This window comes from Rhodococcus sp. NPDC047139, assembly GCF_040643435.1.
Taxonomy (GTDB): Bacteria; Actinomycetota; Actinomycetes; order Mycobacteriales; family Mycobacteriaceae; genus Rhodococcus.
This window is the reverse complement of record NZ_JBEYUH010000002.1, coordinates 102,172-123,511: the sequence shown is the minus strand read 5'-3', so window position 1 is coordinate 123,511 and position 21,340 is coordinate 102,172. Positions and strand designations below refer to the sequence as shown.

The following is a 21,340-nucleotide window of genomic DNA, read 5'->3' as shown; positions in this document are numbered from 1 at the left end:
CGCGTCGCGTGGGGACTCTTCGGCGGAGGCGGCGGAGAAGGAAGGATTTCGGAGATCGGTCGTGCGTATCGGAAGTGACTGCCGAGAAAGGTTTTTCGTTCGGGGGCCGATCGATCGGTCGCGCATTCGAAGGTGCAGGCTGGCACAGCCGTCCGTATTGCTGGTACAGTCCGCAACCATGCAGCGTGCATATTTTTGGTTTAGCAGGCCGGCCCGGGGTGGGTCGGTCGGCGTGACCGCGCGCTGACTTCTCCACCTACGAGCCGGACCAAGACCGGCTCGTAGGGATCACAGGTTCTCTCGGGTCGGACTCCGAACCACCGAGAACAGGAACCATCGATGAGCACCACCACCGGAATCTCCACGTCGAATCTCGACGAACAGCGCACAGTCAAGGTCAGTCCTCTCGTCGCGCCGTCCGAGATCCGCGCAGAATACGCACCCGATGCCGTCGTCGCAGCTACCGTCCGCTCGGGCCGTGCCGGCACTGTCGACATCCTGAACGGCACCGATGACCGTCTCGTCGTCGTCGTCGGTCCCTGCTCTGTGCACGACCCCGCCGCCGCCATGGACTACGCGCGCCGTCTGGCAGCCAAGGCCGAGGAACTGCGCGACGACCTGCACGTCGTGATGCGGGTGTACTTCGAGAAGCCGCGCACCACACTCGGGTGGAAGGGCCTGCTCAACGACCCGCACCTCGACGGCACCTTCGACATCAACACCGGCCTGCGCATCGGCCGTAAGCTGCTGCTCGACGTCTCCGGGCTCGGTCTTCCCGTCGGTTGCGAGTTCCTCGACCCGATCCTGCCGCAGTACTACGCAGACCTGGTCACCTACGGTGCCATCGGCGCACGCACCGCCGCGAGCCAGGTGCATCGCCAGCTGTGCAGCGCATTGTCCATGCCCGTCGGTATCAAGAACTCGACCGAAGGCGACGTGCAGGTCGCAGTGGACGGTACCCGGGCCGCGGCGGCCAGCCATGTCTTCCCCGGCACCGACCTCGACGGCCAGGCCGCGCTGATCGAGACCGTGGGCAACCCCGACTGCCACGTCATCCTGCGCGGTGGCAGCGCCGGCCCGAACTACGACGCCGAGACTGTGGCCGACACGATGGCGCGACTGCGCAAGGCAGGCCTGCCCGAGCGGGTCGTCATCGACGCCAGCCACGGCAACAGCCGTAAGGACCACAACAAGCAGGTCGACGTCGTCACCGATGTCGCCGAGCGGATCGAGGCCGGTGAGAAGGGCATCGTCGGACTGATGCTCGAGAGCTTCATCGAGGCGGGCCGCCAGGATCTGACGCTCGGTGAGGCCGACAAGCTCGACTACGGCAAGTCGATCACCGATGCGTGCATCGACTGGTCCACCACTTCGGCTCAGCTCGATCGCCTCGCACAGGCCGTGCGGGCGCGTCGTAGCTGAAGGCTGTATCCGGCCTGCTCGGGCGAGGGACGGGATGGACTGTCCCCCGGCCGAGCAGGCCGGGTCTGTTCAGCGCAGCGGAGTGAAGTCGCGGCTGCCGAGATAGGACGGACGCGGCTTCGACGCGGCGAAGGGTTCGACGAGCGTGTTCTCGACGCTGTTGAACACGACGAACAGATTCGAGCGCGGGAACGGGGTGATATTGCCGTTCGAGCCGTGCATGCAGTTCGAATCGAAGACCGTCGCCGATCCGGCGGGACCGGTGAAGGTGGCGATGCCGTGCTCGGCGGCCAGGTGGGTGAGGGTGTCCTCGTCGGGTGAACCGGTGGGCGGGACATGGGTGACCAGCGACTCGCGGTAGTAGTCGTCGGGGGTTTCGCCGGCACACGAGACATACGTCTTGTGCGAGCCCGGCATGATCATCAAACCGCCGTTGTAACCGAAGTTCTCGGTGAGGGCGATCGAGATACTCAGAGCGCGCGGCTTGGGCATGCCGTCTTCAGCGTGCCACGTCTCGAAGTCCGAATGCCAGTAGAACGGCCCGCCCCGGAAGCCGGGCTTGACGTTGAGCCGCGACTGATGGACGTACACATCGGATCCCAGCAGTTGTCGTGCCATTCCGACGATCTCGGGCCTGCGGATGATCGAGTCCACGAGACCGCTGAGGCGGTGCACGTCGAAGACCGATCTGACGTCGCCACTGCCCTGTTCGCGGACAACGCGGTCGTCGTCGCCGAGTTCTCGGCCGAGCCGTGAGGTCTCCTCCAGAAGGTTCCCGACGTCGTGTGCTGCGAGAAGCCCTTCGGCGGTGTGGAACCCGCGTCGGTCGTACTCGGCCACGGCTTCCGCGCTGAGCGGGCCGCCGGTGGCCGGCCCCCAGACCGCAGGGTCTTTCCTCTCGACGCACTCGCACGTGGCGCGACCCCGAGTCGGATAGTCGTCGTGAACGATCGTACGCATAGCTCTGAGATCACCCTCTCGAAATTCGATGACGGTCGCTTCCGACGGTCCCATTGAAAATGCACGAATGCAAGCCGCCAGGTGGTATGTCCCCACACGCCGGCGCCCGGAGAAAACTGCTGGTCGAATCGGGTTTCGGGGCGTGTAAGAGCGGGTATCCCGCCCCGCTGCGGGCAGTGTCAGCGTTGCCGGTGGGCAGTGTCAGCGGTGTGCGCGGTAGGCGCGCGGGGTGTTGCCCGTCCACCTCTTGAACGCCCGGCGGAAGGCACTCGGCTCGGAGAATCCGAGACGGGAGGAAATATCTTCGACGGCCTCACCGCGCCGGAGACCCGCGATCGCGAGGTCGCGGAGCACCTCTTCGCGCAACTGTCCGAGAGACGTCCCCTCCTGGCGGAGCAGGCGCCGTAGATGGGGCGGGCTCACCGCGAGCCTGCTTGCGATGTCTTCTGCCGTCGCGGTTCGTCCTTCGATGCCGGATTCGAAGATCCGGCGCACCTGCGCCGACACCGTGGATTCGTAATCACGTTCGGAAAGAATAAGATTCGGAGAATCTCGCAGGTACTCCTCGAGTGACTCCTCGGTCTGCACGAGCGGGGATTTCAATGCGGCGTTGTCGATCTCGAGTGCCGCGCGTCCCGCGCCGAACGTCACCGGCACCCCGAAGATCGCGTCGTAGCTACGGGCCAGCACGGGATCGGGCTCGGTGTACGGCAGGAACACCGATTCGAGGGGCACGCGTCCCCCCACGAGCCACGCGGCGAAACGATGCAGCAGCATCAGAAGGAAATCCACCACCACGCGGGTCTTGTCGTCGACGACGTCCGGCAGTGCCACGTCCAGGTGAGTGGTGTGCTCACCTGGGGTGAGACTCAGTTGCGGCAGCGACCGAATGACGTGGTTCACCTCGATCATCCGTTGCAGTGCGCGATCGAGATCGGGGCGGTGGATGAGCGTCAGGCACATCACGCGGAAGGTGCCCCGAGGCACGGGTGCCGGTGCGATCCCGAACAGCTCGTCGTCGGTGATCTGCCAGACCACCTGGGTGAAGCGGCTGACCTGTGCGGGTGTGAGCCGTGCGTGAGGATGGGCGAGCACGGCGCGGCTGATGCGCGCCGCATCGAGGGCGGGCTGCAGATCGATGCCCTCTTCGGCTCCCACTCGTACGGCTCGCGAAACGAAGTCGGACGGAATGGTCGGTCGCAACATCTAGCGGGCCCCCTGTAATCCGTTCAACCGCGCGGCCGCCTCGGTAAGGACGTCGTCGCGTTTGCAGAATGCGAACCGAACCAGATGGTTCCACGATGCGGTGTCGTCGACGAATACGCTCACCGGCACCGCTGCGACGCCGATCCGTCCAGGGAGTTCCCGGCAGAAGGCGACAGCATCCGACCGGCCGAGCGGAGTGAGATCGGCACATACGAAATATGTTCCGGCAGAGTCGAATACCTTCATTCCGGTGTCGGCGAGGGCGTGCGAGAGGAGCGTTCGCTTGCGCTGCAGGTCGTCGCGCATCGACGCAATCCAATCCTGTTCGTGCATCAGAGCGTGCGCGACCGCCGGCTGGAAGGGGGCACCACCGACGAATGTCATGAACTGCTTGGCAGCGCGCACTCCGTCGATCAGTTCGCGGGGGCCGATCGCCCACCCGATCTTCCAGCCGGTGACGTTGAACGTCTTGGCAGCGCTCGACACCGTGATCGTCCGGTCGGCCATGCCCGGCAACGACGCCAGCGGGATGTGCGTGCGGCCGTCGAAGACCAGGTGCTCGTACACCTCGTCCGACAACACGAGGAGATCGTGTTCGCAGGCCAACTCGGCGAGCGCCGTCAGCGATTCGGAGTCGTAGACGGTGCCGGTGGGATTATGGGGACTGTTGACGACCAGCATGCGGGTGCGGGCCGTGACGCCCGCGCGCAGGGCATCGACGTCGAGCACGAACCCACTCCCCGAACGGGTGAGCGGCACGGTGCGCCGGGTCGCGCCCGCAAGCGCGACCGACGCGGCATACGAGTCGTAGTACGGCTCCGTGAGCAACACCTCGTCACCGGGCTCCACGAGCCCGAGGATCGCGGCGCTGATCGCTTCGGTGGCGCCGACCGTGACGAGCACTTCGGACTCGGGGTCGTACCGGAGACCGTAGCGCGCGGCGCGATCGGCGGCGACGGCTTCGCGCAGCACGGGCATGCCCGACCCCGGTGGGTACTGGTTGACTCCCTCGGCGATGGCGCGACGAGCGATCTCGAGCATGGCGGGCGGCCCGTCGATGTCGGGAAAGCCCTGTCCGAGATTGATCGCGCCGTGCCGAACGGCGAGTTCGGTCATCTCGGCGAAGATCGTGGAGGCGAACGGTCGTAGCCGACAGACCGTACGAACTCGTCCCGAAGTCGTCGAATCAACCATTCCTGCAGCGTAGCGCCCGCGCGGTCACATTCGTGCGGCCTGCCTCGTCTATCCGATGTGACCACCTCGGATCCGGCGGAGATTCCGTCGGCCTCACCGGAAGGAACTGCAATGGCACGACTCGAAGCCGTCGCTCCCGACCATGCGGGTCTGTCGACCCGTGCGATGTATGCGCTGGCCCGCCGAAGGTTCGGTTCGGTGCCCGAACCCTTCGCCGTGTCCGCGCATCATCCCGGACTCATGCGTGCGAGCGGACTCCACGAGATGCTCGCCCAACGCGCGTCCACCGTCCTGCCCGCGGCGGTCCGGGAGATCGCGGTGTATCGCGTCGCCTGGACCGTCGGATGTTCGTGGTGCATCGATTTCGGGACGATGCTGCAACGGTTGGACGGGCTCGACACCGAACGCCTCGCCCATATCGCCGAGTTCGAGACCTCCGATCTCTACAGCGACGACGAGAAGGCGGCAATCGCGTACGCGGACGCGATGACCGGCGACGTGGCGACGGCCGTCACCGATGAGCAGGTCGCCGATCTCGAGCGTCGCTTCGGAGCGGCGGGCGTCGTCGAACTCACCTATCAGATCGCACTCGAGAACCTGCGCGCACGCATGAACTCGGCGCTGGGGATCCACGATCAGGGCTTCAGTACGGACGCCTGTCGGGTGCCGTGGGCCGAGCCGCAGGCGAGCAACCCCGGCGACCGCTACGACGGCTACTCGAAGATTTTGTCGGACAGCAGTATTCCGCGCCTCAACTTCTGGGGATTGGCCATATCGTAGGCGGTCCACACCCGTCCGTCTCGCACGGTCCAGGCGGTCACCCGAGGAGGGAACCCCGGCCGGTCATCCGCGGCCGGGCGTCCCCGATTGAGCAGGCCGAGCTCGCCGTTCACCCGGACCGGCTCGAAGGTCGTCAGCTCCTCCGTGCCGTAGAGGCGCAGCAGACCGAGGAAGAAGCGGGCCACCTTCTCGGCGCCGACCACCACGTTCAGTGCCGTGCGAGTCGTGCCTCCGGCATCCCCGATCATTCGGGCCTCGGGATGAAGCGCTGCGACGATGGCGTCGAGGTCTGCGGCCGCGAACGCGGCGATCAGCCGGCCGACGGCTTCCTCGTGTGCGTCCGGCGAACTCGGTGGTGGCGCAGACGAGACCACCCGCCGGGCTCGCGAAGCCAACTGACGGGCGGTGGGGGTGGCGATGTCGAGGACGCGGGCGATGTCGTCGAACGGGACGTCGAACGCATCGTGGAGGACGAACGCCACACGCTGGGCCGGCGTCAGGCTGTCGAGCACGACGAGCGCGGCCAGACGGTTGTCCTCGTGCTGCACGATCTCGTCGAGCGGATCCGGCGGAGAGACGGAGCCGAGCGGTGCCACGACCGGTTCGGGTAGCCACTGGCCCACATAGGTTTCCCGGCGCACCGCGGCGGAACGTAGTTTGTCGAGACACAACCGGCCCACGACGGTGGTCAGCCACGCACGCAGGTCGCGGATCGCGGCAACGTCCGCACCTGCGAGTCGCAGCCAGGCGTCCTGCACGGCATCCTCGGCGTCGGCGATACTTCCGGTCAGCCGATACGCCACCGCCAGCAGATGGTTCCGGCAGTCCTCGAACGCCTTCTCGGTGCTCTCCTCGAGCATGATGTCGATGTTAGGCGAACGGACCGGCCGATCACGCGTACGGATCGCGTCGGCGGGCATATTCTCGTCCTCGACCGGGAGGGCGCCGTGGACAAATACGACATCAAGCGCGAGTACCGCGAGCTGTATACCTGCTCGGCGGGCGGATTCACGGAGGTACACGTGCCGGAGTTCGGCTTTCTGGCCGTGGACGGAAAGGGCGACCCGAACAGTTCGCCGGAGTACGCCGACGCTGTGGAAGCCATCTACTCGGTGGCATACGCCCTCAAGTTCGCTTCCAAGACGGCCCTCGGCCGCGACTTCGTCGTCGGCCCCCTCGAAGGGCAATGGTGGAGCGAGGACATGACCGCCTTCCACACCCGCGACAAGTCGTCCTGGTCGTGGCGCATGCTGATCGCGCAGCCACCCTGGATCACCGACCATGCGGTGACCGACGCGGTCGCATCGGCCGGAGACAAGGCTCGCGCGAAGAAGAAGCCGGTGCCGTCCCTGCCGCGTGTGCGACCTTTCCGGATGACGGAAGGCAGGTGTCTGCAGACCCTGCACGTCGGCCCGTACGACGACGAAGGGCCCGTACTGCAACGTCTGCACACGCAGGTGATGCCGCAGCGCGGCCTGACGTTTGCGGGCGAGCATCACGAGATATACCTCGGCGATCCTCGCCGGGCGGCGCCGGAGAATCTGAGAACCATTCTGCGTCAGCCGGTTACAGGGATCGGTGAACCATGACGGCTGTCACCAGCGCAGGTCTGCTGTTCTATCGCATCGACGACACCGGTCTGCTCGGTGTGTGGCTGGTCCACCCCGGCGGCCCGTTCTGGAAGGGGAAGGACGAGGCGGCCTGGTCGGTACCGAAGGGCGAGTACGGTCCCGAGGAAGATCCACGAGAGGTCGCGCTGCGTGAGTTCACCGAGGAATGCGGGATCGCGCCGCCGGATGTGCCGTTGTCGTTGCTGGGGCGCTACCGACAGTCGTCGGGAAAGATCGTCAGCATCTACGCGGGGGAGACCACGGACGATCTCACCTTCGCCGGGAGCAACACGTGCGAGATCGAATGGCCTCCACGGTCCGGCAAGCGAATCACGATTCCGGAGGTCGACGAGGCACGCTGGATCGTTGCGGCCGAGGCCGAGACGAAACTGCACAAGGGACAGCGGCCCGTCATGCAGGCACTGCGCGCGCGGCTGGACGAGGCCGGCCGTTACTACCGCATCGACTGATCGTTCGGGAGCACCATCGGAACGAGGAACTGCCGGGCTATCGACACCAGCGCATCTTCGTCGTCCAGATCGACCACCTGGCTCGGTGTGGTGAGGAACGAGGCCGAGATGCGGACGAGCATCTCGGCCACCAGATCGACGTTCAGATCGCCGGCGATCGTCCCGGCTCGCTGTTCGCGCCGAAGTTGGCCCGCGACGAAGCGCCGGACCGCGGCGAGCATCGATCCGTCGTCGCCACCGATCGCCCCGGCGAACAGCACCGGCTCGGTCTCGAGCAGGTTGCCGATCAGCCTGTTGGTGCGAATCGCGCGCAGTGCGCTCACGAACCCGAGCACCACGCGGTCGGCCACCGTGTCGGCATGCGCGATGTCTTCGAGGAACCGCAGGAAGTAGCGCCGGAATTCGCGCAGGATCACCTCGTCGACGAGTGCGTCCTTGGTCTCGAACTTGCGGTAGAGCGTGATCCGGGACAGTTTCGCTCGACGGGCGATCTCTTCCATCGACGAGCGCTGGATACCGGTGCGGCAGAACTGCTCGTAGGCGGCGTCGAGCAAGCGGACGCGCGTCTCGTCGACCTCCGTGCCCATGACGGACTCGTCGGGTAAGAGCAGGGCGTCCTGGAAGGCGCGTTCGAGCAACGACGCCGAGTCCGAGGCGGGCGGCAGGGGGGCGGACGCGGACGATTTCGATTGCGGGAACAGCGACGCAGAATCCACATGTCCTCCTCGAGCCTTCGAGTCTACCGTTTGCGAACCCGCCCCCGACGAAGCCCGTGAAGGTGTGGACGGAACCGTTGTGACCGGGGCCACTCGTGTGGTTCGATGTTACAGAGAAACCCAATCTGTTTCATTGCATCATCGACAAGTCGTAAGGGGAGCGACCATATGGAGAATCCGAGCAGGCGCGACGTTCTGAGGGCCGGAGGCCTCTTGGGTGTAGGTGCCCTGGGGGCGTTCGCGGCGGCAGCCCCGGCCGGTGCGCAGCCATGGCGATGGTCACCGGCCGGATCGATACCGGGTACGGGCAGTGGCGCCGATCCACGCCAGGTGTGGGACACCGAGGCCGATCCGCTCGTTGCTTCCCTGCTCGACCGTGGTGAGGTACCGCGGGTCAACGAACTACTGCGTACCTGGACGAAGAATTCGCAGCCGTTGCCCGAAGGGCTTCCGGCCGACCTGCGCGACTTCATGGAGCATGCCCGGCAGCTTCCGTCCTGGGCAGATCCCGCGAAACTGGCGACGGCCGTGGAATTCAACGAGAAGCGAGGGCTGTATCTCGGCGTCCTGTACGGCTTTGCGAGTGGGATGATGAGCACGGTCATCCCCAAGGAAGCGCTGGCCGTCTATTACTCCAAGGGTGGCGCCGATATGAAGCGCCGCATCTCGAAGACCGCCAAGCTCGGCTACGACATCGGTTCTCGCAACGCCTATCTGGGCGATGGCGAAATGATCGTCACGTCGGTCAAGACGAGGCTCGTGCACGCCGCAGTCCGGCACCTGCTCCCGCAGTCCCCGCACTGGGCTCACGTGGCGCCGGAAGAAGTGCCCATCAGTCAGCACGACATGATGGTTACCTGGCACAGTCTCCCCACCAGTGTGATGCGCACGTTGAAGGCATGGAAGGTTCCGATCCCCGAGGCCGAGGCCACCGGATTCCTGCACTCGTGGCAGGTCAGCGCGCACATGCTCGGCATCGAGGATCAGTACATCCCCGCCACCTGGGACGACGCCGAATCCCAGGCTCAGCAGTCACTCGACCCGATCCTTGCTCCCACCCCCGAGGGCATCAAGCTTGCCGACATGCTGCTCGATCTCGGCAAGGGCCTCGACTTCACGCTGCTGAGCCGGCCGATCCTCGGCGCACTCACCCGTTTCGTTCTCGGCAACGAAATTGCCGACTGGTTGAACATTCCCCGCGAACCCGTCTGGGGCACACTGCTGGACGTCGCATGGGGACCCTTCATCGCGGTGCGCGAAGGGCTGCTTCCGCTTCCGCTGGCGCCGGACGCCTACTGGACGTTCGACGAACTGCTGCGCCAGTTCGTCCTGCTCTACATGTCCGAACTGCGGCCCATCAGTATCGAGATCCCGGAGTTCAACAATCCGAACTATCCCTGACCCGCCCTACGGCGAAGGCCGGCACAGTCGATGTGCCGGCCTTCGCCGTGTGCGTCCTCAGTTCTTCGTGGCGTCCGCTTTCAGGGCGTCGATGGCGGCCCGCAATGCTGCGGTGGCGTCGTCGGCTACCTCCGCGAGCCCCGGCTGATCGGCGACCTGCACCATCATCTGCGGGTTCATCGCGTCGACCACGACCCTCTCCGGGTCGTCCGGGTCGGCGCGCACGACGACATTGCAGGGAAGCAGCAGACCGATCTGCCGGTCGACCGTCACCGCGCGATGCGCCAACGGCGGATTGCAGGCGCCGAGGATCACGTAGTTCTCCATGTCCTCGCCGAGCTTCGCCTTCAGGGTTGCTTGCATATCGATCTCGGTGAGCACACCGAATCCCTGGTCGGACAGGGCCTTGCGAGTGCGCTCGACCGCGTCGGGGAACGAGGTGTGCAGAGTGGCCGATAGTGCGAGTGCCATGGATCAACTGCCTTTCTCGTGAACGGGCCCGATCAGGCCAGGGTGAGGAAGAGCTTCTCGAGCTCGGCCTCCGTCATCGGTTCCTTGCCGTCCTTGCCCGTCTCGGTCAGGCACTCCTTGAGTCCCGTCGCGACGATCTTGAAGCCGGCACGATCCAGTGCGCGCGATACCGCGGCGAGCTGGGTGACGACCTCCTTGCATTCGCGGCCCTGCTCGATCATCGAGATCACTCCGGCGAGCTGGCCTTGAGCGCGGCGCAACCGGTTGAGTACCAATGCGATGCTGTCTTCGTCGCCGACCATGAAGGGTCCTTTCCTGGTTCGTTCCGTCCAGTGTACCCCCGGGGGTATCTGACCGGGGTGTGAGTTGTGTGACCGGATTCTCCGCGGCCCGCCACGAGTGTGACATCCGCGGCGTGGGCCACGGGACAACAGTCGTCTCACGGTGCTGCCGGCGAATGTGGCCGGAATGCCGGTTACCGCGAAGATGCCTGTCGGACGCCACTCGACCTGGTGGGCTCGCACCCTCGCGGAAGTCCGGTTTCGTGCGGTCAGCCCGTTGCCACGGACGTACGGCTGTGCGCTCCGAACCGCTGCAGAGGGCAATGCTCACTGCGGTTGCAGGCGTAGGCAGTGACTCCGGCAATCAATGTGATTGCTGCTGTGGCGATTCCGACACCGGGGTGGATCTCCTGGGCGAGGATGACCGAGGACATTATCAATACGAACCAGCCGAAACTCTTGCGCAGGGTTTCCGGATCCACGAGTGAGGTCAGGCGTCCTCCGATGAGGCTCCCCACGACGGCGGCGCCGGTGACCATGGCCGCCAGGCGCCAGTCGATCTGCACGTTCGAGAGATAGCCACCGAGGCCGGCGAAGGACTTCATGGCGATCACGATCAACGATGTACCGACGGCGATCGGCATGGGCAGTCCACCGAGCAGCGCCAGGGCGGGTACGACGAGGAAGCCGCCGCCGGCACCGACGAGTCCCGTGACCAGGCCGACGACCACGCCGTCGAGCAGGATCTTGCCGATGGGCATCGCACGGTCGCCGCCGTCGGCTGCGTTTGTGTTCTTGCGGCCACGAAGCATCGCGACCGCAGTGGCGATCATCATCACGGCGAAGGCGAGCAGTAGAACAGTGCCGGGGATGAAACGCGAGAGCAGTCCACCGCCGTAGGCGCCGACCATGCCGGCCAGGCCGAACAGGAGGCCGGTACGCCACTGGACACGGCCGGCGCGTGCGTGGGAGATCGCGCCGACCGCGCTGGTGACACCTACGACCAGCAGCGAGGTGGCAATCGCCTCTTTGGCGTCCATGCCTGCGACGTAGGCAAGTAGGGGGACTGTGAGTATCGAGCCCCCGCCGCCGAGCAGTCCGAGTGTCACACCCACCAGGACTGCCAGGGCCACGGTCAACGCGATCATGATCAGTTCCCTTCGGCAGGTGTGGAATTCGACTCGACGAGCTGCGCGACGATCGTCCGGGCGTCGCACGATGCGCTACGGTTGTAGGGCAGCTTGGACAGCAGCATGCCCATCGCGCAGGTATTCGACAGCGCCGCAAAAGTCAGGCCGCCACCGATTCCGGCGGCGAGCCACTTGAGCTTCGGTACCGCGATGCTGCCGAGGATCGAGCTCAGCACGAGCGATCCGGCGACGAGCCGAACCTGGCGCTCGAGATCCCAGCGCTCGGCACCGCGATTGACGGGTAGTCCGGCGGACTCCCATCCGAGCATGCCTCCGTCGAGGATATGGATGTTGAACAAGCCCGCGTCGCGCAAGGTCTGCTCGGCTTGGGTGGCGCGCTGCCCGGATCGGCAGACCAGCACGATGTTCTCGTCGAAATGGGCGCAGAACTCGTCTCGGTGCTCGCGCAGCAGGTCCAGCGGGACGTTGTAGGCGCCGGGGATGTGCACGGACTCGAACTCGCCCGGAGTGCGGACATCGATGATGCGCACGTTCTTGCCGGAGTCGGCCAACTCGTGCAGGGCGCTCGGATCGATGGTGACAGCGGGAGACTCGGTCATGAATGGCCTTTCGGTGGGATGACTCGAGGGGCTGTATGAGGTGCCCCCGGGGGTATTTCCGATATCATCGTATACATACCCCTAGGGGTATGAGCAAACGTGATGTCGTGCGGGGTGGGTCGAATCGGGGGAGCGGTCCTGCCCCGCCTATCGCATACCCCCAGGGGTACTTGACATACCCTAGGGGGTATATGTCAGGATGTCTACATCCTCGGAACCGATAACGGAGGAATCCATGATTCTCGAGCAGTACTACATCGAGTGCCTCTCCCACGCGTCCTATCTCGTCGGCGACGAGAACACAGGCAGGGCGGTCGTGGTCGACCCGCGCCGCGACATCGCCGAATACCTGTCCGATGCAAAGAAGTACGGGATGACGATCGAGGGTGTGATCAATACCCACTTCCACGCCGATTTCGTCTCCGGCCACCTCGAACTGGTCGATGCGACCGGCGCGTGGATCGGCTTCGGTGAGGCTGCCGAGACCGACTACCCGATCCGCCGCCTGAGCGACGGCGAGAAGCTGTCCCTCGGCGAGGTGGAACTCGAGATCCTGTCCACTCCGGGCCACACCTGGGAATCGATCTCGGTGCTGGTGCGCGAACGTTCCGGCGCCGTCCCGTCGGCGGTCCTCACCGGCGACTCGCTGTTCATCGGCGACGTCGGCCGCCCCGATCTCGTCAATCTCGGAGACGGCTCGACCGACGATCTGGCGCGGGCGATGTACCACACGGTGCACGAGAAGCTGCTGACGCTGCCCGACGAGGTCGTCGTCATGCCTGCTCACGGTGCGGGTTCGTCTTGCGGCAAGAACCTGTCGACGGAGCTCACCTCCACCATCGGCGAGCAGCGTGCCACCAACCCGGCCGTGCAGCCGATGAGCGAGGACGAGTTCGTCGCCCTCGTGACCGAAGGGCAGCCGGCTGCTCCGTCGTACTTCTCGGTCGACGCGGCCATGAACAAGCGGATGCATCCGCTTCTGGTGCAGGACCACACGATTCCGGAGCTGAGCCCGGAAGATGTTAAAGCCGAACTTGTCGCCGGTACAAGGGTTCTCGATGCGCGCAGTGTCGACGATTTCGCTGCCGGCCACCTGCGTGGTTCGGTCAATGTCGGATTCGACGGCCGGTTCGCGGAGACCGGTGGCATGGTCGCCGAGGTCGGGGAGAAGATCGTTCTCATCACTTACCCCGGCGAGGAGCAGGAAGCCGCGGTGCGCCTGGCCCGGATCGGATCCGACGGCGCAGCAGGTTATCTGAACGTCGGCCCTGATGGGGTCTTCCCCGCGGAGCTGGCCGATCTCGTCGAGACCGCAACGAGGACGACCGTCGAGGAACTCGACCACCTGCTCGCAGACGACGCGGTCACTCTCGTCGACATCCGCAATCCCGGCGAACGCGAGTTCGGCACGATCCCGGGCGCGGTTCCGATCCCGTTGGCACAGTTGCGGACCCGACTGGATCAGGTGCCTGCCGACAAGCCGATCGTGGTGCACTGCGCAGGTGGATGGCGTTCGAGCGTGGCGGCCTCCCTGCTACGGGCTCAGGGCTTCGAGAACGTCACCGATCTGCTCGGCGGTTACAACGCGTGGGCCGAATCACACGTCCCCGCCTGATCGTTCAGCACCCGAGGAAGGAGCGGAAACGATGACGACGAAGAACCTCGCGATGGTGGACTTCGAGACCCGGGTTGCCGAACGACGCGCAACCTCCCGCTCCTGACCCTCCGGGGCAGTAGCGAACTTCTTATCCAGGAGGAATCCATGTGTTACCCCGTCACCTGCCCGAAATGCGGAAAGACCGGTTGGGGTGGTTGCGGACAGCATGTCGACGCCGTCATGCGTTCCGTGCCTGCCGCCGACCGCTGCACCTGCAGTGAGGACTCTGAGCCGGCCCGCGCCGAGCGTCGAAGTCTGTTCTCGCTCTTCCGTCGCTGACGGCGATCGTAACGAGCGAGGGGCGGCGGCCCCGGCCGGTGGTCGTGGCCGCGAAGCTGCCGATGAGCGCCGATCAGGGTCCGACCTGGTCCACGGAAGTCCAGGCTCCGCGACTCGCCCGGACTTCCGGGCAAACGCACCGCACACTGTAAGGAGGAGGCGGGATGAATGTCATCACGCCCGTACCTTCCAGCGGAGGAGCTGTATGCGTTTCGGACTGTTCGTTCCCCAGGGCTGGCGACTGGATCTTGTCGGCATCGATCCCTCCGATCAGTGGCGGGTGATGCGCGACCTCGCGGTGCGCGCCGACGGCGGGCCGTGGGAATCGATCTGGGTGTACGACCACTTCCACACCGTCCCAGAACCCACTGACGAAGCGACCCACGAGGCATGGACCCTCGTGTCCGCCTTCGCGGCCGTCACCGAGCGCGTGCGGATCGGCCAGATGTGCACGGCCATGGGTTACCGCAATCCCGCCTACCTCGCGAAGGTCGCGGCGACCACCGACATCATCTCCGGTGGACGCATCGAGATGGGTATCGGCGGCGGCTGGTACGAACACGAATGGCGCGCATACGGTTACGGTTTCCCGTCCGCGGGTGAGCGCCTGCGGCGCCTCGAGGAAGGGGTCGAGATCTTCCGGCAGGCGTGGACCACCGGTTCCGCGACTCTTGCCGGACGGGAGTACACCGTCGACGGCGCCATCGTCCGTCCGCTACCGCTGCAGGAGGGCGGTATTCCGCTGTGGATCGCCGGGGGCGGCGAGAAGGTGACCTTGAAGATCGCCGCGAAGTACGCGCAGTACACCAACTTCGACGGCACACCCGAAGGGTTCGCACGCAAGTCCGACATTCTCCGTGCGCACTGCGCCGAGGTCGGTACGGACTTCGACGCCATCGTGCGCTCGGCCAATTACAACGTGGCCATCGGGCGGACCGAAGCCGAGGTGCAGGAGCGGCTCGAGTCGTTGCGGGCACGTCTCGAACCGATCGTCGGCGCGGAGAAGGCGGACGGGGCGCTCGATGCGTTCCGGGGAATGCCGGCCGTGGGCACGCCCGAACAGATCGTCGACAACCTCACCGCGCTGAAGAAGCAGGGACTCGAGTACGCGATCTTCTACGTTCCCGAGGCCGCCTACGACACCTCGGGCCTCGAACTCCTCGAGAAGGAAGTGCTACCGCACCTCGCGTGACGTGCGGATCGGCCAGGCGTCGGCCGGTCCGGGTGGGTCGTCGGCGGACAACCCGGCGACCCACACGTCCCGTGGAACTCCGCGCTGGACGAGGCCGTTGCGGACGAGGCCCTCGTAGCGGAATCCGACCCCTCGTGCGACGGCCGCGGATGCGAGATTGCCGACGAAGGCGCGCCAGCCGACCCTCCGGAGGTTCATCCCGTCGGGGGCGAAGGCGAACCCGCATGCCAATCGCACTGCGGCGGTCGCGAGACCCCGGCGCCGCGCTGTCGGTGAGATCCAGTAGCCGACCTCCGGATCGTCGCTCTCGCGCGGGGCGAATCCGACCATGCCGCACAGCACTCCGTCCTCGGATGTTCGCACGGCCCAATCGGGAAAGCGGTTGGACCACTTGGCCGGAACGGTGTCCTCGACGAAGCGCAGAGCGTCCGTCCGGGTGTAGGGAGAGGGCATGGTGGTCCATCGGGAGATGAGCGGATCCCGGCATGCCTCGGTGATGGCGTCGACGTCGTCCGACCGGGGAGGCGAGAGCACCACCGCGTTGTCGGTCAGCGTACGCAGTTCCATGTCACCGCAGTTCCGGTGGAAGTTCCTTGCTCGACAGTTCGAGGCGACGCTCGTCGGTCGCGTCGACCTCGTCCACCATCTTCAGCTTGTCCTTCAGGACACGCCACTCGACGTCGGGAATGCGCGCGACGGCATCGGCGATGACCTTCTGGTCGCGAGTGCCCCACGCGATCGGCATCGGGCCCACCATCTGCCACATACCCGAGGTGTTGCGGGTCGTGCGGTCCGAGAGAACCGCCACACAGGGCACCCGCTCGCCGATCGCGATGCGGTGGCCGGGCACCGCCTCCACGTTGCGGGTGACGAGGGCGAAGTGCCGGCTCGATGTCTCGGGCTTCGCGATGTCCACCAGGGCGAGCAGCGTCAACCCGCGAGCGCGCTTCGCTGCGACGACAGCCGGGACGAGCGGGCTGTCGTGATAGAGCTGCTCGATGGTCCCGACCTTGTGCGGTGCCCACAGGGCCACCCATGCCGATGCCACAGCTGCCACCGCCAGCACCGCGGCGACGATGTACGACCAGCCGGCACCGACAAGGAACAGCCCCACCGCACCCGCGGCGCAGACCAGAGCGACGAAGATTCCCGACCAACGCAGACGACGTACATCCGCGAGGGTCTGATTCACGGCTTTGGCATGGGAAAGGTCGACGGGGAACTCGAAGCGGCGCACCCCACCAGCTTATGGGAGGGCCGAACGAGCTCCGGCGGGTAGTCAGCCGATCTGCGGTCCCAGGAGATCGTCGGCGTCGGTGATTCGGTATGCGTAGCCCTGCTCGGCGAGGAACCGCTGGCGGTGCGCGGCATACTCCGCGTCCAGGGTGTCGCGCGAGACCACGGAGTAGAAGTGGGCCTGTCCACCGTCGTGCTTGGGGCGCAACAGCCGCCCGAGCCGCTGGGCCTCCTCCTGCCGGGACCCGAAGGTCCCCGACACCTGGATCGCGACCGACGCCTCCGGCAGGTCGATGGAGAAATTCGCCACCTTCGATACGACGAGCACCTTCAACTCGCCTGCGCGGAACCGGTCGAACAGCGCCTCGCGTTCCTTCGTCTTCGTCGAACCCTTGATGACCGGTGCGTCGAGCGCTTCACCGAGTTCGTCGAGCTGATCGATGTAGGCGCCGATGATGAGTGTCGGGGCGTCCCGGTGCTGCTCGAGGATGGATTTCACCACCGGGATCTTGGTGCGTGCGGTCGAGCAGAGCTTGTACCGCTCCTCGGGCTCGGCCACCGCGTACGCCATGCGTTCGGCGTCGGTGAGGGTGACACGGACCTCCACGCAGTCGGCCGGGGCGATCCAGCCCTGGGCTTCGATGTCCTTCCACGGCGCGTCGAACCGCTTCGGGCCGATGAGCGAGAAGACGTCGCCTTCGCGTCCGTCCTCGCGCACGAGCGTCGCGGTGAGGCCGAGGCGGCGACGCGACTGGAGATCGGCGGTCATGCGGAAGACCGGCGCCGGCAGCAGATGTACCTCGTCGTAGATCATCAGCCCCCAGTCGCGGGAGTCGAACAGCTCGAGGTTGCGGTACTCGCCCTTCGACTTGCGGGTGATCACCTGGTAGGTGGCGATGGTGACCGGGCGGATCTCCTTCTTCTCACCCGAGTACTCGCCGATCTCGTCCTCGGTGAGGGAGGTGCGGGCGATCAGCTCGCGTTTCCACTGGCGTCCCGCGACGGTGTTCGTCACCAGGATCAGCGTCGTAGCTCCGGCCTTCGCCATCGCGGCGGCACCGACCATGGTCTTGCCTGCCCCGCACGGCAACACCACGACACCCGAGCCACCGGCCCAGAACGAGTCGGCCGCCATTTCCTGGTAGTCGCGCAGATGCCAGGGGTTCGTCTCGAAGTCCAAGGAGATGGGATGGGCCTCGCCGTCGACGTAACCCGCGAGGTCCTCCGCGGGCCAGCCGATCTTCAGCAGCATCTGCTTGATGCGTCCGCGCTCGCTCGGGTGCACGATCACGGTGTCGTCGTCGATCTTGGCGCCGAGCATCGGCGCGATCTTCTTGTTCCGGAGAACCTCGGCGAGCACCGCCCGGTCGAGACCGACCAGCGTCAGGCCGTGCGCGGGGTTCTTGACCAGCTGGAGCCGCCCGTAGCGGCTCATGGTGTCGACGATGTCGACGAGCAGCGCCTGCGGGACGGCGAATCGAGAATGTGAGACCAGTGCGTCGACGACCTGCTCGGCGTCGTGACCGGCAGCACGGGCGTTCCACAGTGCCAGCGGCGTGACCCGGTAGGTGTGGATGTGTTCGGGTGCTCGTTCGAGTTCGGCGAACGGTGCGATCGCCTGCCGGGCCGCGTCGGCGCCCTCGTGGTCGACCTCGAGGAGTACGGTCTTGTCGGACTGGACGATGAGCGGTCCGTCGGCCACGAGTGCCTCCTGTGGGTAGAGAGCAGAACTTTCCCATTCTCCAGACTCGAGCCCTCTCGCGCCACCGGCGCAGATCCGTCTCCTACCATCACCACGACGAGCGGACGACTCGCATCGCACTGTACCGAGCATCGTCGTGCGTCCGAGAACATCGAGGACACAACCACATCGGAGGAGTCATGACGACACCGGGCGAGAGTGCCCCGAACACGCTGCCGCGATCGGTGCGCGGACTGCGGGAGCGATTCCGGGAGTTGCACGCCGAGGCGCTCCCCGCGGCCGGCACCTACCGGGCCGTCTTCGTCGGGCCTGCCCTCCTGCGGGTCGCTGCTCCGCGCGCCATTGCGCTCGGCGGGATGCCCCGCTGGTACGGCAAGCGGTTCAGCGGCGACGGGAGCGCGGTGAACCTTCGCGAAGACGCCCCCGGCGTGCTGCGTGAGGTGTTGCCCATGCGTGTGGCGATCGCACCGTCATGGCTCGACGGCCGCCCCGCGATCGTCGTGTCGTACGGAGCGGACGCGCCGGTACCGTGGCGCTGGGTCCGCGACGAGTTCCGGCCGGCCGACGAGCGAACGCTGCTCGGCCTCACCTTCGCCGGAACGCCTGCCTCCCGCGCGGCAGCGTCACCGTTCACCCTCGTGCGTGACCTTCCGCGCCTCGACTGATCGCCGCGTCCTCGCTGTCAGTCGACCAGTGCCACCGAGGTGACGCGGTGCAACACGAAGCTGCGTACCGAGCCGGTCGCCGGATCGAACGCCTGCACCTGCCCGCCGCCCACCGACACCGGGTCGACGATCCGGCGCGTCGCCACCCCCTGCGCATCGACGTAGCCGAGGGTCACACTGCGCTTGCCGTGTACGGCGAGTTGCAGCAGCGCGAGGGTGGCCGCACCGCCCGACCTGCTGCCGTCACCGCGCGCAGAGGCGGTGGGTGTGGCCGTCTCCGCGCGGTCACCGGCACGCAGCGTGCGCACCAGCACGTGAAGCTGCTCCTCGCTCGGGGCACTGGGTCCGGCGTAGCGTGCTCGCGCACGCGGCACTGTGACGCGGGCACCGCGCGGGCGCAGATCCACGATCGTTCCGGAGGCGTCCTCTCCGGCCGGAGCGAAGCCTGCCGCACGGAGTTCGGTGAGCACTTCGGCCAGGGGCGCCTGCGATATCGCCACGGTCGGGGCGACGGCACGCAGGGCGAGGGTTGCTGCGACCGGGGCGGACAGCACCTCGGTGAGCAGGGCGGGATCGTCGGCGCGCACGAAGGACATCGCGACACCCGCACGCAGGCGGCCGTGGCGCCGGGCCACGTCGTCGATCAGATAGGTGAGCGACTGCGGTACCGGTGTGCGCGAATGATCGGCGAACAGGCTGTGCAGGTCGTTCGCGCCGAGACCGGCGTCGAGTGCTCGCCGGATACTGCTGTCGCCGATCCGGTAGACGGTCGCGGCGCCGGCCGATTCGATGTCCGCCACGAGCGAGATCCGCTCGGCGAGTTCGGGGACCAGAGGCCCCGGGGCGACGATTGTGAGGTCGGCTTGGACGAGTACGTAATCGACGGGTTCGGGCAGTGCCGCTGCCATCTCCGCTTCGGCGTCACCGCCGTGCAGCAGGGCTTTGCCCGGTGACGCGAGCATGCCGTGTGCGACGAGACCGAGTGTCGTGGCCTCCCGTACCGTCTCGACGACACTCGTCGTGTCGAAACGTCCTGCCCAGCGCGGGCGGCGCCACGCGGCGGCGGCGCGGAGGTCCGTGACGTCCGCCCCGTCCGCCGGCACGTCGGAGAGGACGTCGAGGAGCAGTCGCCGGTCGCGGACAGCAACGGGCGATTTCACCTCGTCGGAGAGGGCCGCGACCGGCTTGTCGTTCTGATCGCGACGGCCGATCAGCCAGGGCCGGCGCTGCAGGTCGAGCCAGGCACCGGCGAGCACCGCCCAGCGGTGGGCGGGGGAGGACGCCAGCCACGCGTCGGCGGCGGTGGTCGGTGCCCAGTGATCGTCGTCCCCGGGTGTGGGTGGATCGGGAAGCCCCCGCGCGACGAGTCCGGCGCCCGCGAGAACCTCGACGATCAAGGCAGTCTCCACGTCGTCCAGACCCACGGCCTTGCCGATGCGATGCATCTCGCGGACGCCGAGACCACCGGCCTTGAGGACGGGGGCGGGTTGCGCGCCGAGCGTGTCGAGAACGTCTTCGCAGTGCCGCAGCAGTTCGAGCGCGGCTCCGGCTGCGGTCGCGTTGACGTCGGCCGTCGACCGGGTCGCTTTCGGTGCGCGCGGAGCCGTGAGCGCTGCGGGGTCGAAGGGGGCATCGTCACGCAGCGCCTGCCCCACCCGGTGCGGCAGTTCGACGGTCTCGTCGTCGAGGCGGATCAGCAATCCGGCGGAGAGCAGCTTCTGTACGGGCCGCTCGGCGGGGGTCCCGGGCGCGGCGTCACGCGTACGACCGACGGGGGAGGTGCGGGACAGGGTGTCGAGGATACTGCGCTGCTCGGGCGGAAGAGTCGCGAGTATGTCGTCGAGTTCGTGCCGGGCGGGCACGGTGATGTCGCTACCGCGTCCGACCCGCCAGGGGACGGCGTCCACAGCGGCGGCGACGAGGCGCAACTCGTCGATGGGCCCCCACACGAGCAGCAGTGAACGCAGCGTGGACAGGATGCGGTCGAGATTCCTCGCGCTGATCCGGCCCGACACCTCGCCGAGCACGGTGGCACGGGAAACGGGGGACTCGACGGCACCGAGGCGCGCCAGCACCTCGATGATCCCGAACGCAGCCGTGTCGAGTTCGTCGGCTGCACGGAACACCGAGGCGCGTTGCTGTGCCCTGCCGGCGAGCACACTCATACTCGCAGGTGGCGGCACAACGAGGTCGGGTCGGGCACGCAGTGCAGCGGCGAGCTCCGTGTCACGACGACCTGCCAGCCAACTGGCGAGGGAGTCCGAGGTGGTGTCGGGAATGGGCGTGGTCGGTGACATCCTCCCCAGATTAGAGACCTGCGGTAGCAAGCCCCGAACTCACCTGCCAAA

At 66.6% G+C, this 21,340-nt stretch carries 21 protein-coding genes; 8 read left to right on the top strand and 13 right to left on the bottom strand.

Going from position 1 to position 21,340, the window contains the following annotated elements; all coding sequences use genetic code 11:
- Positions 1 to 339: 339 nt before the first annotated feature.
- The gene (locus ABZ789_RS02720) at positions 340 to 1,422 is read left to right on the top strand and encodes a 3-deoxy-7-phosphoheptulonate synthase (RefSeq protein ID WP_358418568.1); all 1,083 of its coding nucleotides are present in this window, start codon (positions 340 to 342) and stop codon (positions 1,420 to 1,422) included.
- A 69-nt stretch (positions 1,423 to 1,491) separates the two neighbouring features.
- Here the strand turns inward: ABZ789_RS02720 and thpD are convergent, their stop codons facing one another.
- From thpD to ABZ789_RS02705, 3 genes are all read right to left on the bottom strand, one after another.
- A complete protein-coding gene (gene thpD, locus ABZ789_RS02715; protein WP_358418565.1) occupies positions 1,492 to 2,382 on the bottom strand; it encodes an ectoine hydroxylase in 891 nt (296 codons plus the stop codon).
- A gap of 201 nt (positions 2,383 to 2,583) precedes the next feature.
- Positions 2,584 to 3,588: an AraC family transcriptional regulator gene (locus tag ABZ789_RS02710; RefSeq protein ID WP_358418562.1), complete on the bottom strand. Its 1,005-nt coding sequence runs from the start codon at positions 3,586 to 3,588 to the stop codon at positions 2,584 to 2,586.
- A complete protein-coding gene (locus ABZ789_RS02705) occupies positions 3,589 to 4,782 on the bottom strand; it encodes a pyridoxal phosphate-dependent aminotransferase (RefSeq protein ID WP_358418559.1) in 1,194 nt (397 codons plus the stop codon).
- A gap of 111 nt (positions 4,783 to 4,893) precedes the next feature.
- On the opposite strand from ABZ789_RS02705, the gene ABZ789_RS02700 reads away from it, so the two are divergent.
- Positions 4,894 to 5,562, top strand: a complete 669-nt coding sequence (locus ABZ789_RS02700) for a carboxymuconolactone decarboxylase family protein (RefSeq protein WP_358418557.1) — start codon at positions 4,894 to 4,896, stop codon at positions 5,560 to 5,562.
- Here the strand turns inward: ABZ789_RS02700 and sigJ are convergent.
- Positions 5,496 to 6,422, bottom strand: a complete 927-nt coding sequence (gene sigJ / locus ABZ789_RS02695; protein WP_358418554.1) for an RNA polymerase sigma factor SigJ — start codon at positions 6,420 to 6,422, stop codon at positions 5,496 to 5,498. The genes ABZ789_RS02700 and sigJ overlap by 67 nt on opposite strands.
- Positions 6,423 to 6,509: 87 nt before the next feature.
- On the opposite strand from sigJ, the gene ABZ789_RS02690 reads away from it, so the two are divergent.
- On the top strand, positions 6,510 to 7,151 hold the full coding sequence (locus ABZ789_RS02690) for a GyrI-like domain-containing protein (RefSeq protein ID WP_358418551.1): 642 nt from the start codon (positions 6,510 to 6,512) through the stop codon (positions 7,149 to 7,151).
- On the top strand, positions 7,148 to 7,642 hold the full coding sequence (locus ABZ789_RS02685; RefSeq protein WP_358418548.1) for an NUDIX domain-containing protein: 495 nt from the start codon (positions 7,148 to 7,150) through the stop codon (positions 7,640 to 7,642). Before ABZ789_RS02690 ends, ABZ789_RS02685 begins: the two co-directional genes overlap by 4 nt.
- Here the strand turns inward: ABZ789_RS02685 and ABZ789_RS02680 are convergent.
- Complete coding sequence (locus ABZ789_RS02680; RefSeq protein WP_358419210.1) at positions 7,627 to 8,229, bottom strand: helix-turn-helix domain-containing protein; 603 nt, start codon at positions 8,227 to 8,229, stop codon at positions 7,627 to 7,629. The genes ABZ789_RS02685 and ABZ789_RS02680 overlap by 16 nt on opposite strands.
- Positions 8,230 to 8,526: 297 nt before the next feature.
- Here ABZ789_RS02680 and ABZ789_RS02675 point away from each other — a divergent pair, with 297 nt between their 5' ends.
- Positions 8,527 to 9,759 carry an oxygenase MpaB family protein gene (locus ABZ789_RS02675; RefSeq protein WP_358418546.1) on the top strand — a complete coding sequence of 411 codons (1,233 nt, stop codon included), beginning with the start codon at positions 8,527 to 8,529 and terminating at the stop codon, positions 9,757 to 9,759.
- 57 nt (positions 9,760 to 9,816) lie between these two features.
- On the opposite strand, the gene ABZ789_RS02670 is transcribed toward ABZ789_RS02675, so the two are convergent.
- From ABZ789_RS02670 to ABZ789_RS02655, 4 genes are all read right to left on the bottom strand, one after another.
- Complete coding sequence (locus ABZ789_RS02670; RefSeq protein ID WP_358418543.1) at positions 9,817 to 10,230, bottom strand: DUF302 domain-containing protein; 414 nt, start codon at positions 10,228 to 10,230, stop codon at positions 9,817 to 9,819.
- 32 nt (positions 10,231 to 10,262) lie between these two features.
- Positions 10,263 to 10,532: a metal-sensitive transcriptional regulator gene (locus tag ABZ789_RS02665; protein ID WP_358418540.1), complete on the bottom strand. Its 270-nt coding sequence runs from the start codon at positions 10,530 to 10,532 to the stop codon at positions 10,263 to 10,265.
- Between the two features lie 248 nt (positions 10,533 to 10,780).
- The gene (locus ABZ789_RS02660) at positions 10,781 to 11,659 is read right to left on the bottom strand and encodes a sulfite exporter TauE/SafE family protein (protein ID WP_358418537.1); all 879 of its coding nucleotides are present in this window, start codon (positions 11,657 to 11,659) and stop codon (positions 10,781 to 10,783) included.
- A 2-nt stretch (positions 11,660 to 11,661) separates the two neighbouring features.
- Positions 11,662 to 12,261: a rhodanese-like domain-containing protein gene (locus ABZ789_RS02655; protein ID WP_358418534.1), complete on the bottom strand. Its 600-nt coding sequence runs from the start codon at positions 12,259 to 12,261 to the stop codon at positions 11,662 to 11,664.
- A gap of 235 nt (positions 12,262 to 12,496) precedes the next feature.
- Here ABZ789_RS02655 and ABZ789_RS02650 point away from each other — a divergent pair, with 235 nt between their 5' ends.
- Positions 12,497 to 13,876 carry an MBL fold metallo-hydrolase gene (locus ABZ789_RS02650; protein ID WP_358418531.1) on the top strand — a complete coding sequence of 460 codons (1,380 nt, stop codon included), beginning with the start codon at positions 12,497 to 12,499 and terminating at the stop codon, positions 13,874 to 13,876.
- A gap of 526 nt (positions 13,877 to 14,402) precedes the next feature.
- Entirely contained in the window at positions 14,403 to 15,389 is a 987-nt protein-coding gene (locus tag ABZ789_RS02645; RefSeq protein ID WP_358418529.1) for an LLM class F420-dependent oxidoreductase, read from the top strand.
- Here ABZ789_RS02645 and ABZ789_RS02640 read toward each other — a convergent pair.
- From ABZ789_RS02640 to ABZ789_RS02630, 3 genes are read right to left on the bottom strand one after another with little or no spacing between them, the layout of a single operon-like run.
- Entirely contained in the window at positions 15,372 to 15,956 is a 585-nt protein-coding gene (locus ABZ789_RS02640; protein ID WP_358418526.1) for a GNAT family N-acetyltransferase, read from the bottom strand. The genes ABZ789_RS02645 and ABZ789_RS02640 overlap by 18 nt on opposite strands.
- Before the next feature lies 1 nt (position 15,957).
- Entirely contained in the window at positions 15,958 to 16,626 is a 669-nt protein-coding gene (locus tag ABZ789_RS02635) for a DUF3239 domain-containing protein (RefSeq protein ID WP_358418524.1), read from the bottom strand.
- Between the two features lie 42 nt (positions 16,627 to 16,668).
- Positions 16,669 to 18,327, bottom strand: coding sequence for a DNA repair helicase XPB (locus ABZ789_RS02630; RefSeq protein WP_358418521.1), 1,659 nt, complete (start codon positions 18,325 to 18,327; stop codon positions 16,669 to 16,671).
- Between the two features lie 179 nt (positions 18,328 to 18,506).
- On the opposite strand from ABZ789_RS02630, the gene ABZ789_RS02625 reads away from it, so the two are divergent.
- Entirely contained in the window at positions 18,507 to 18,992 is a 486-nt protein-coding gene (locus ABZ789_RS02625) for a hypothetical protein (RefSeq protein ID WP_358418518.1), read from the top strand.
- 17 nt (positions 18,993 to 19,009) lie between these two features.
- Here the strand turns inward: ABZ789_RS02625 and ABZ789_RS02620 are convergent, their stop codons facing one another.
- On the bottom strand, positions 19,010 to 21,289 hold the full coding sequence (locus tag ABZ789_RS02620) for a helicase-associated domain-containing protein (protein ID WP_358418515.1): 2,280 nt from the start codon (positions 21,287 to 21,289) through the stop codon (positions 19,010 to 19,012).
- Positions 21,290 to 21,340 lie beyond the last annotated feature (51 nt).

Bases quoted from the DNA above. Each gene is read 5' to 3' on its own strand.
- ABZ789_RS02665 (WP_358418540.1), bottom strand. From the start codon at position 10,532: ATGGTCGGCGACGAAGACAGCATCGCATTGGTACTCAACCGGTTGCGC.
- ABZ789_RS02675 (WP_358418546.1), top strand. From the start codon at position 8,527: ATGGAGAATCCGAGCAGGCGCGACGTTCTGAGGGCCGGAGGCCTCTTG.
- thpD (WP_358418565.1), bottom strand. From the start codon at position 2,382: ATGCGTACGATCGTTCACGACGACTATCCGACTCGGGGTCGCGCCACG.
- ABZ789_RS02700 (WP_358418557.1), top strand. From the start codon at position 4,894: ATGGCACGACTCGAAGCCGTCGCTCCCGACCATGCGGGTCTGTCGACC.
- ABZ789_RS02670 (WP_358418543.1), bottom strand. From the start codon at position 10,230: ATGGCACTCGCACTATCGGCCACTCTGCACACCTCGTTCCCCGACGCG.
- ABZ789_RS02620 (WP_358418515.1), bottom strand. From the start codon at position 21,289: ATGTCACCGACCACGCCCATTCCCGACACCACCTCGGACTCCCTCGCC.
- ABZ789_RS02705 (WP_358418559.1), bottom strand. From the start codon at position 4,782: ATGGTTGATTCGACGACTTCGGGACGAGTTCGTACGGTCTGTCGGCTA.
- ABZ789_RS02640 (WP_358418526.1), bottom strand. From the start codon at position 15,956: ATGGAACTGCGTACGCTGACCGACAACGCGGTGGTGCTCTCGCCTCCC.
- ABZ789_RS02650 (WP_358418531.1), top strand. From the start codon at position 12,497: ATGATTCTCGAGCAGTACTACATCGAGTGCCTCTCCCACGCGTCCTAT.
- ABZ789_RS02660 (WP_358418537.1), bottom strand. From the start codon at position 11,659: ATGATCGCGTTGACCGTGGCCCTGGCAGTCCTGGTGGGTGTGACACTC.
- ABZ789_RS02720 (WP_358418568.1), top strand. From the start codon at position 340: ATGAGCACCACCACCGGAATCTCCACGTCGAATCTCGACGAACAGCGC.
- ABZ789_RS02645 (WP_358418529.1), top strand. From the start codon at position 14,403: ATGCGTTTCGGACTGTTCGTTCCCCAGGGCTGGCGACTGGATCTTGTC.
- ABZ789_RS02710 (WP_358418562.1), bottom strand. From the start codon at position 3,588: ATGTTGCGACCGACCATTCCGTCCGACTTCGTTTCGCGAGCCGTACGA.
- ABZ789_RS02680 (WP_358419210.1), bottom strand. From the start codon at position 8,229: ATGGGCACGGAGGTCGACGAGACGCGCGTCCGCTTGCTCGACGCCGCC.
- ABZ789_RS02625 (WP_358418518.1), top strand. From the start codon at position 18,507: ATGACGACACCGGGCGAGAGTGCCCCGAACACGCTGCCGCGATCGGTG.
- ABZ789_RS02655 (WP_358418534.1), bottom strand. From the start codon at position 12,261: ATGACCGAGTCTCCCGCTGTCACCATCGATCCGAGCGCCCTGCACGAG.
- sigJ (WP_358418554.1), bottom strand. From the start codon at position 6,422: ATGCTCGAGGAGAGCACCGAGAAGGCGTTCGAGGACTGCCGGAACCAT.
- ABZ789_RS02685 (WP_358418548.1), top strand. From the start codon at position 7,148: ATGACGGCTGTCACCAGCGCAGGTCTGCTGTTCTATCGCATCGACGAC.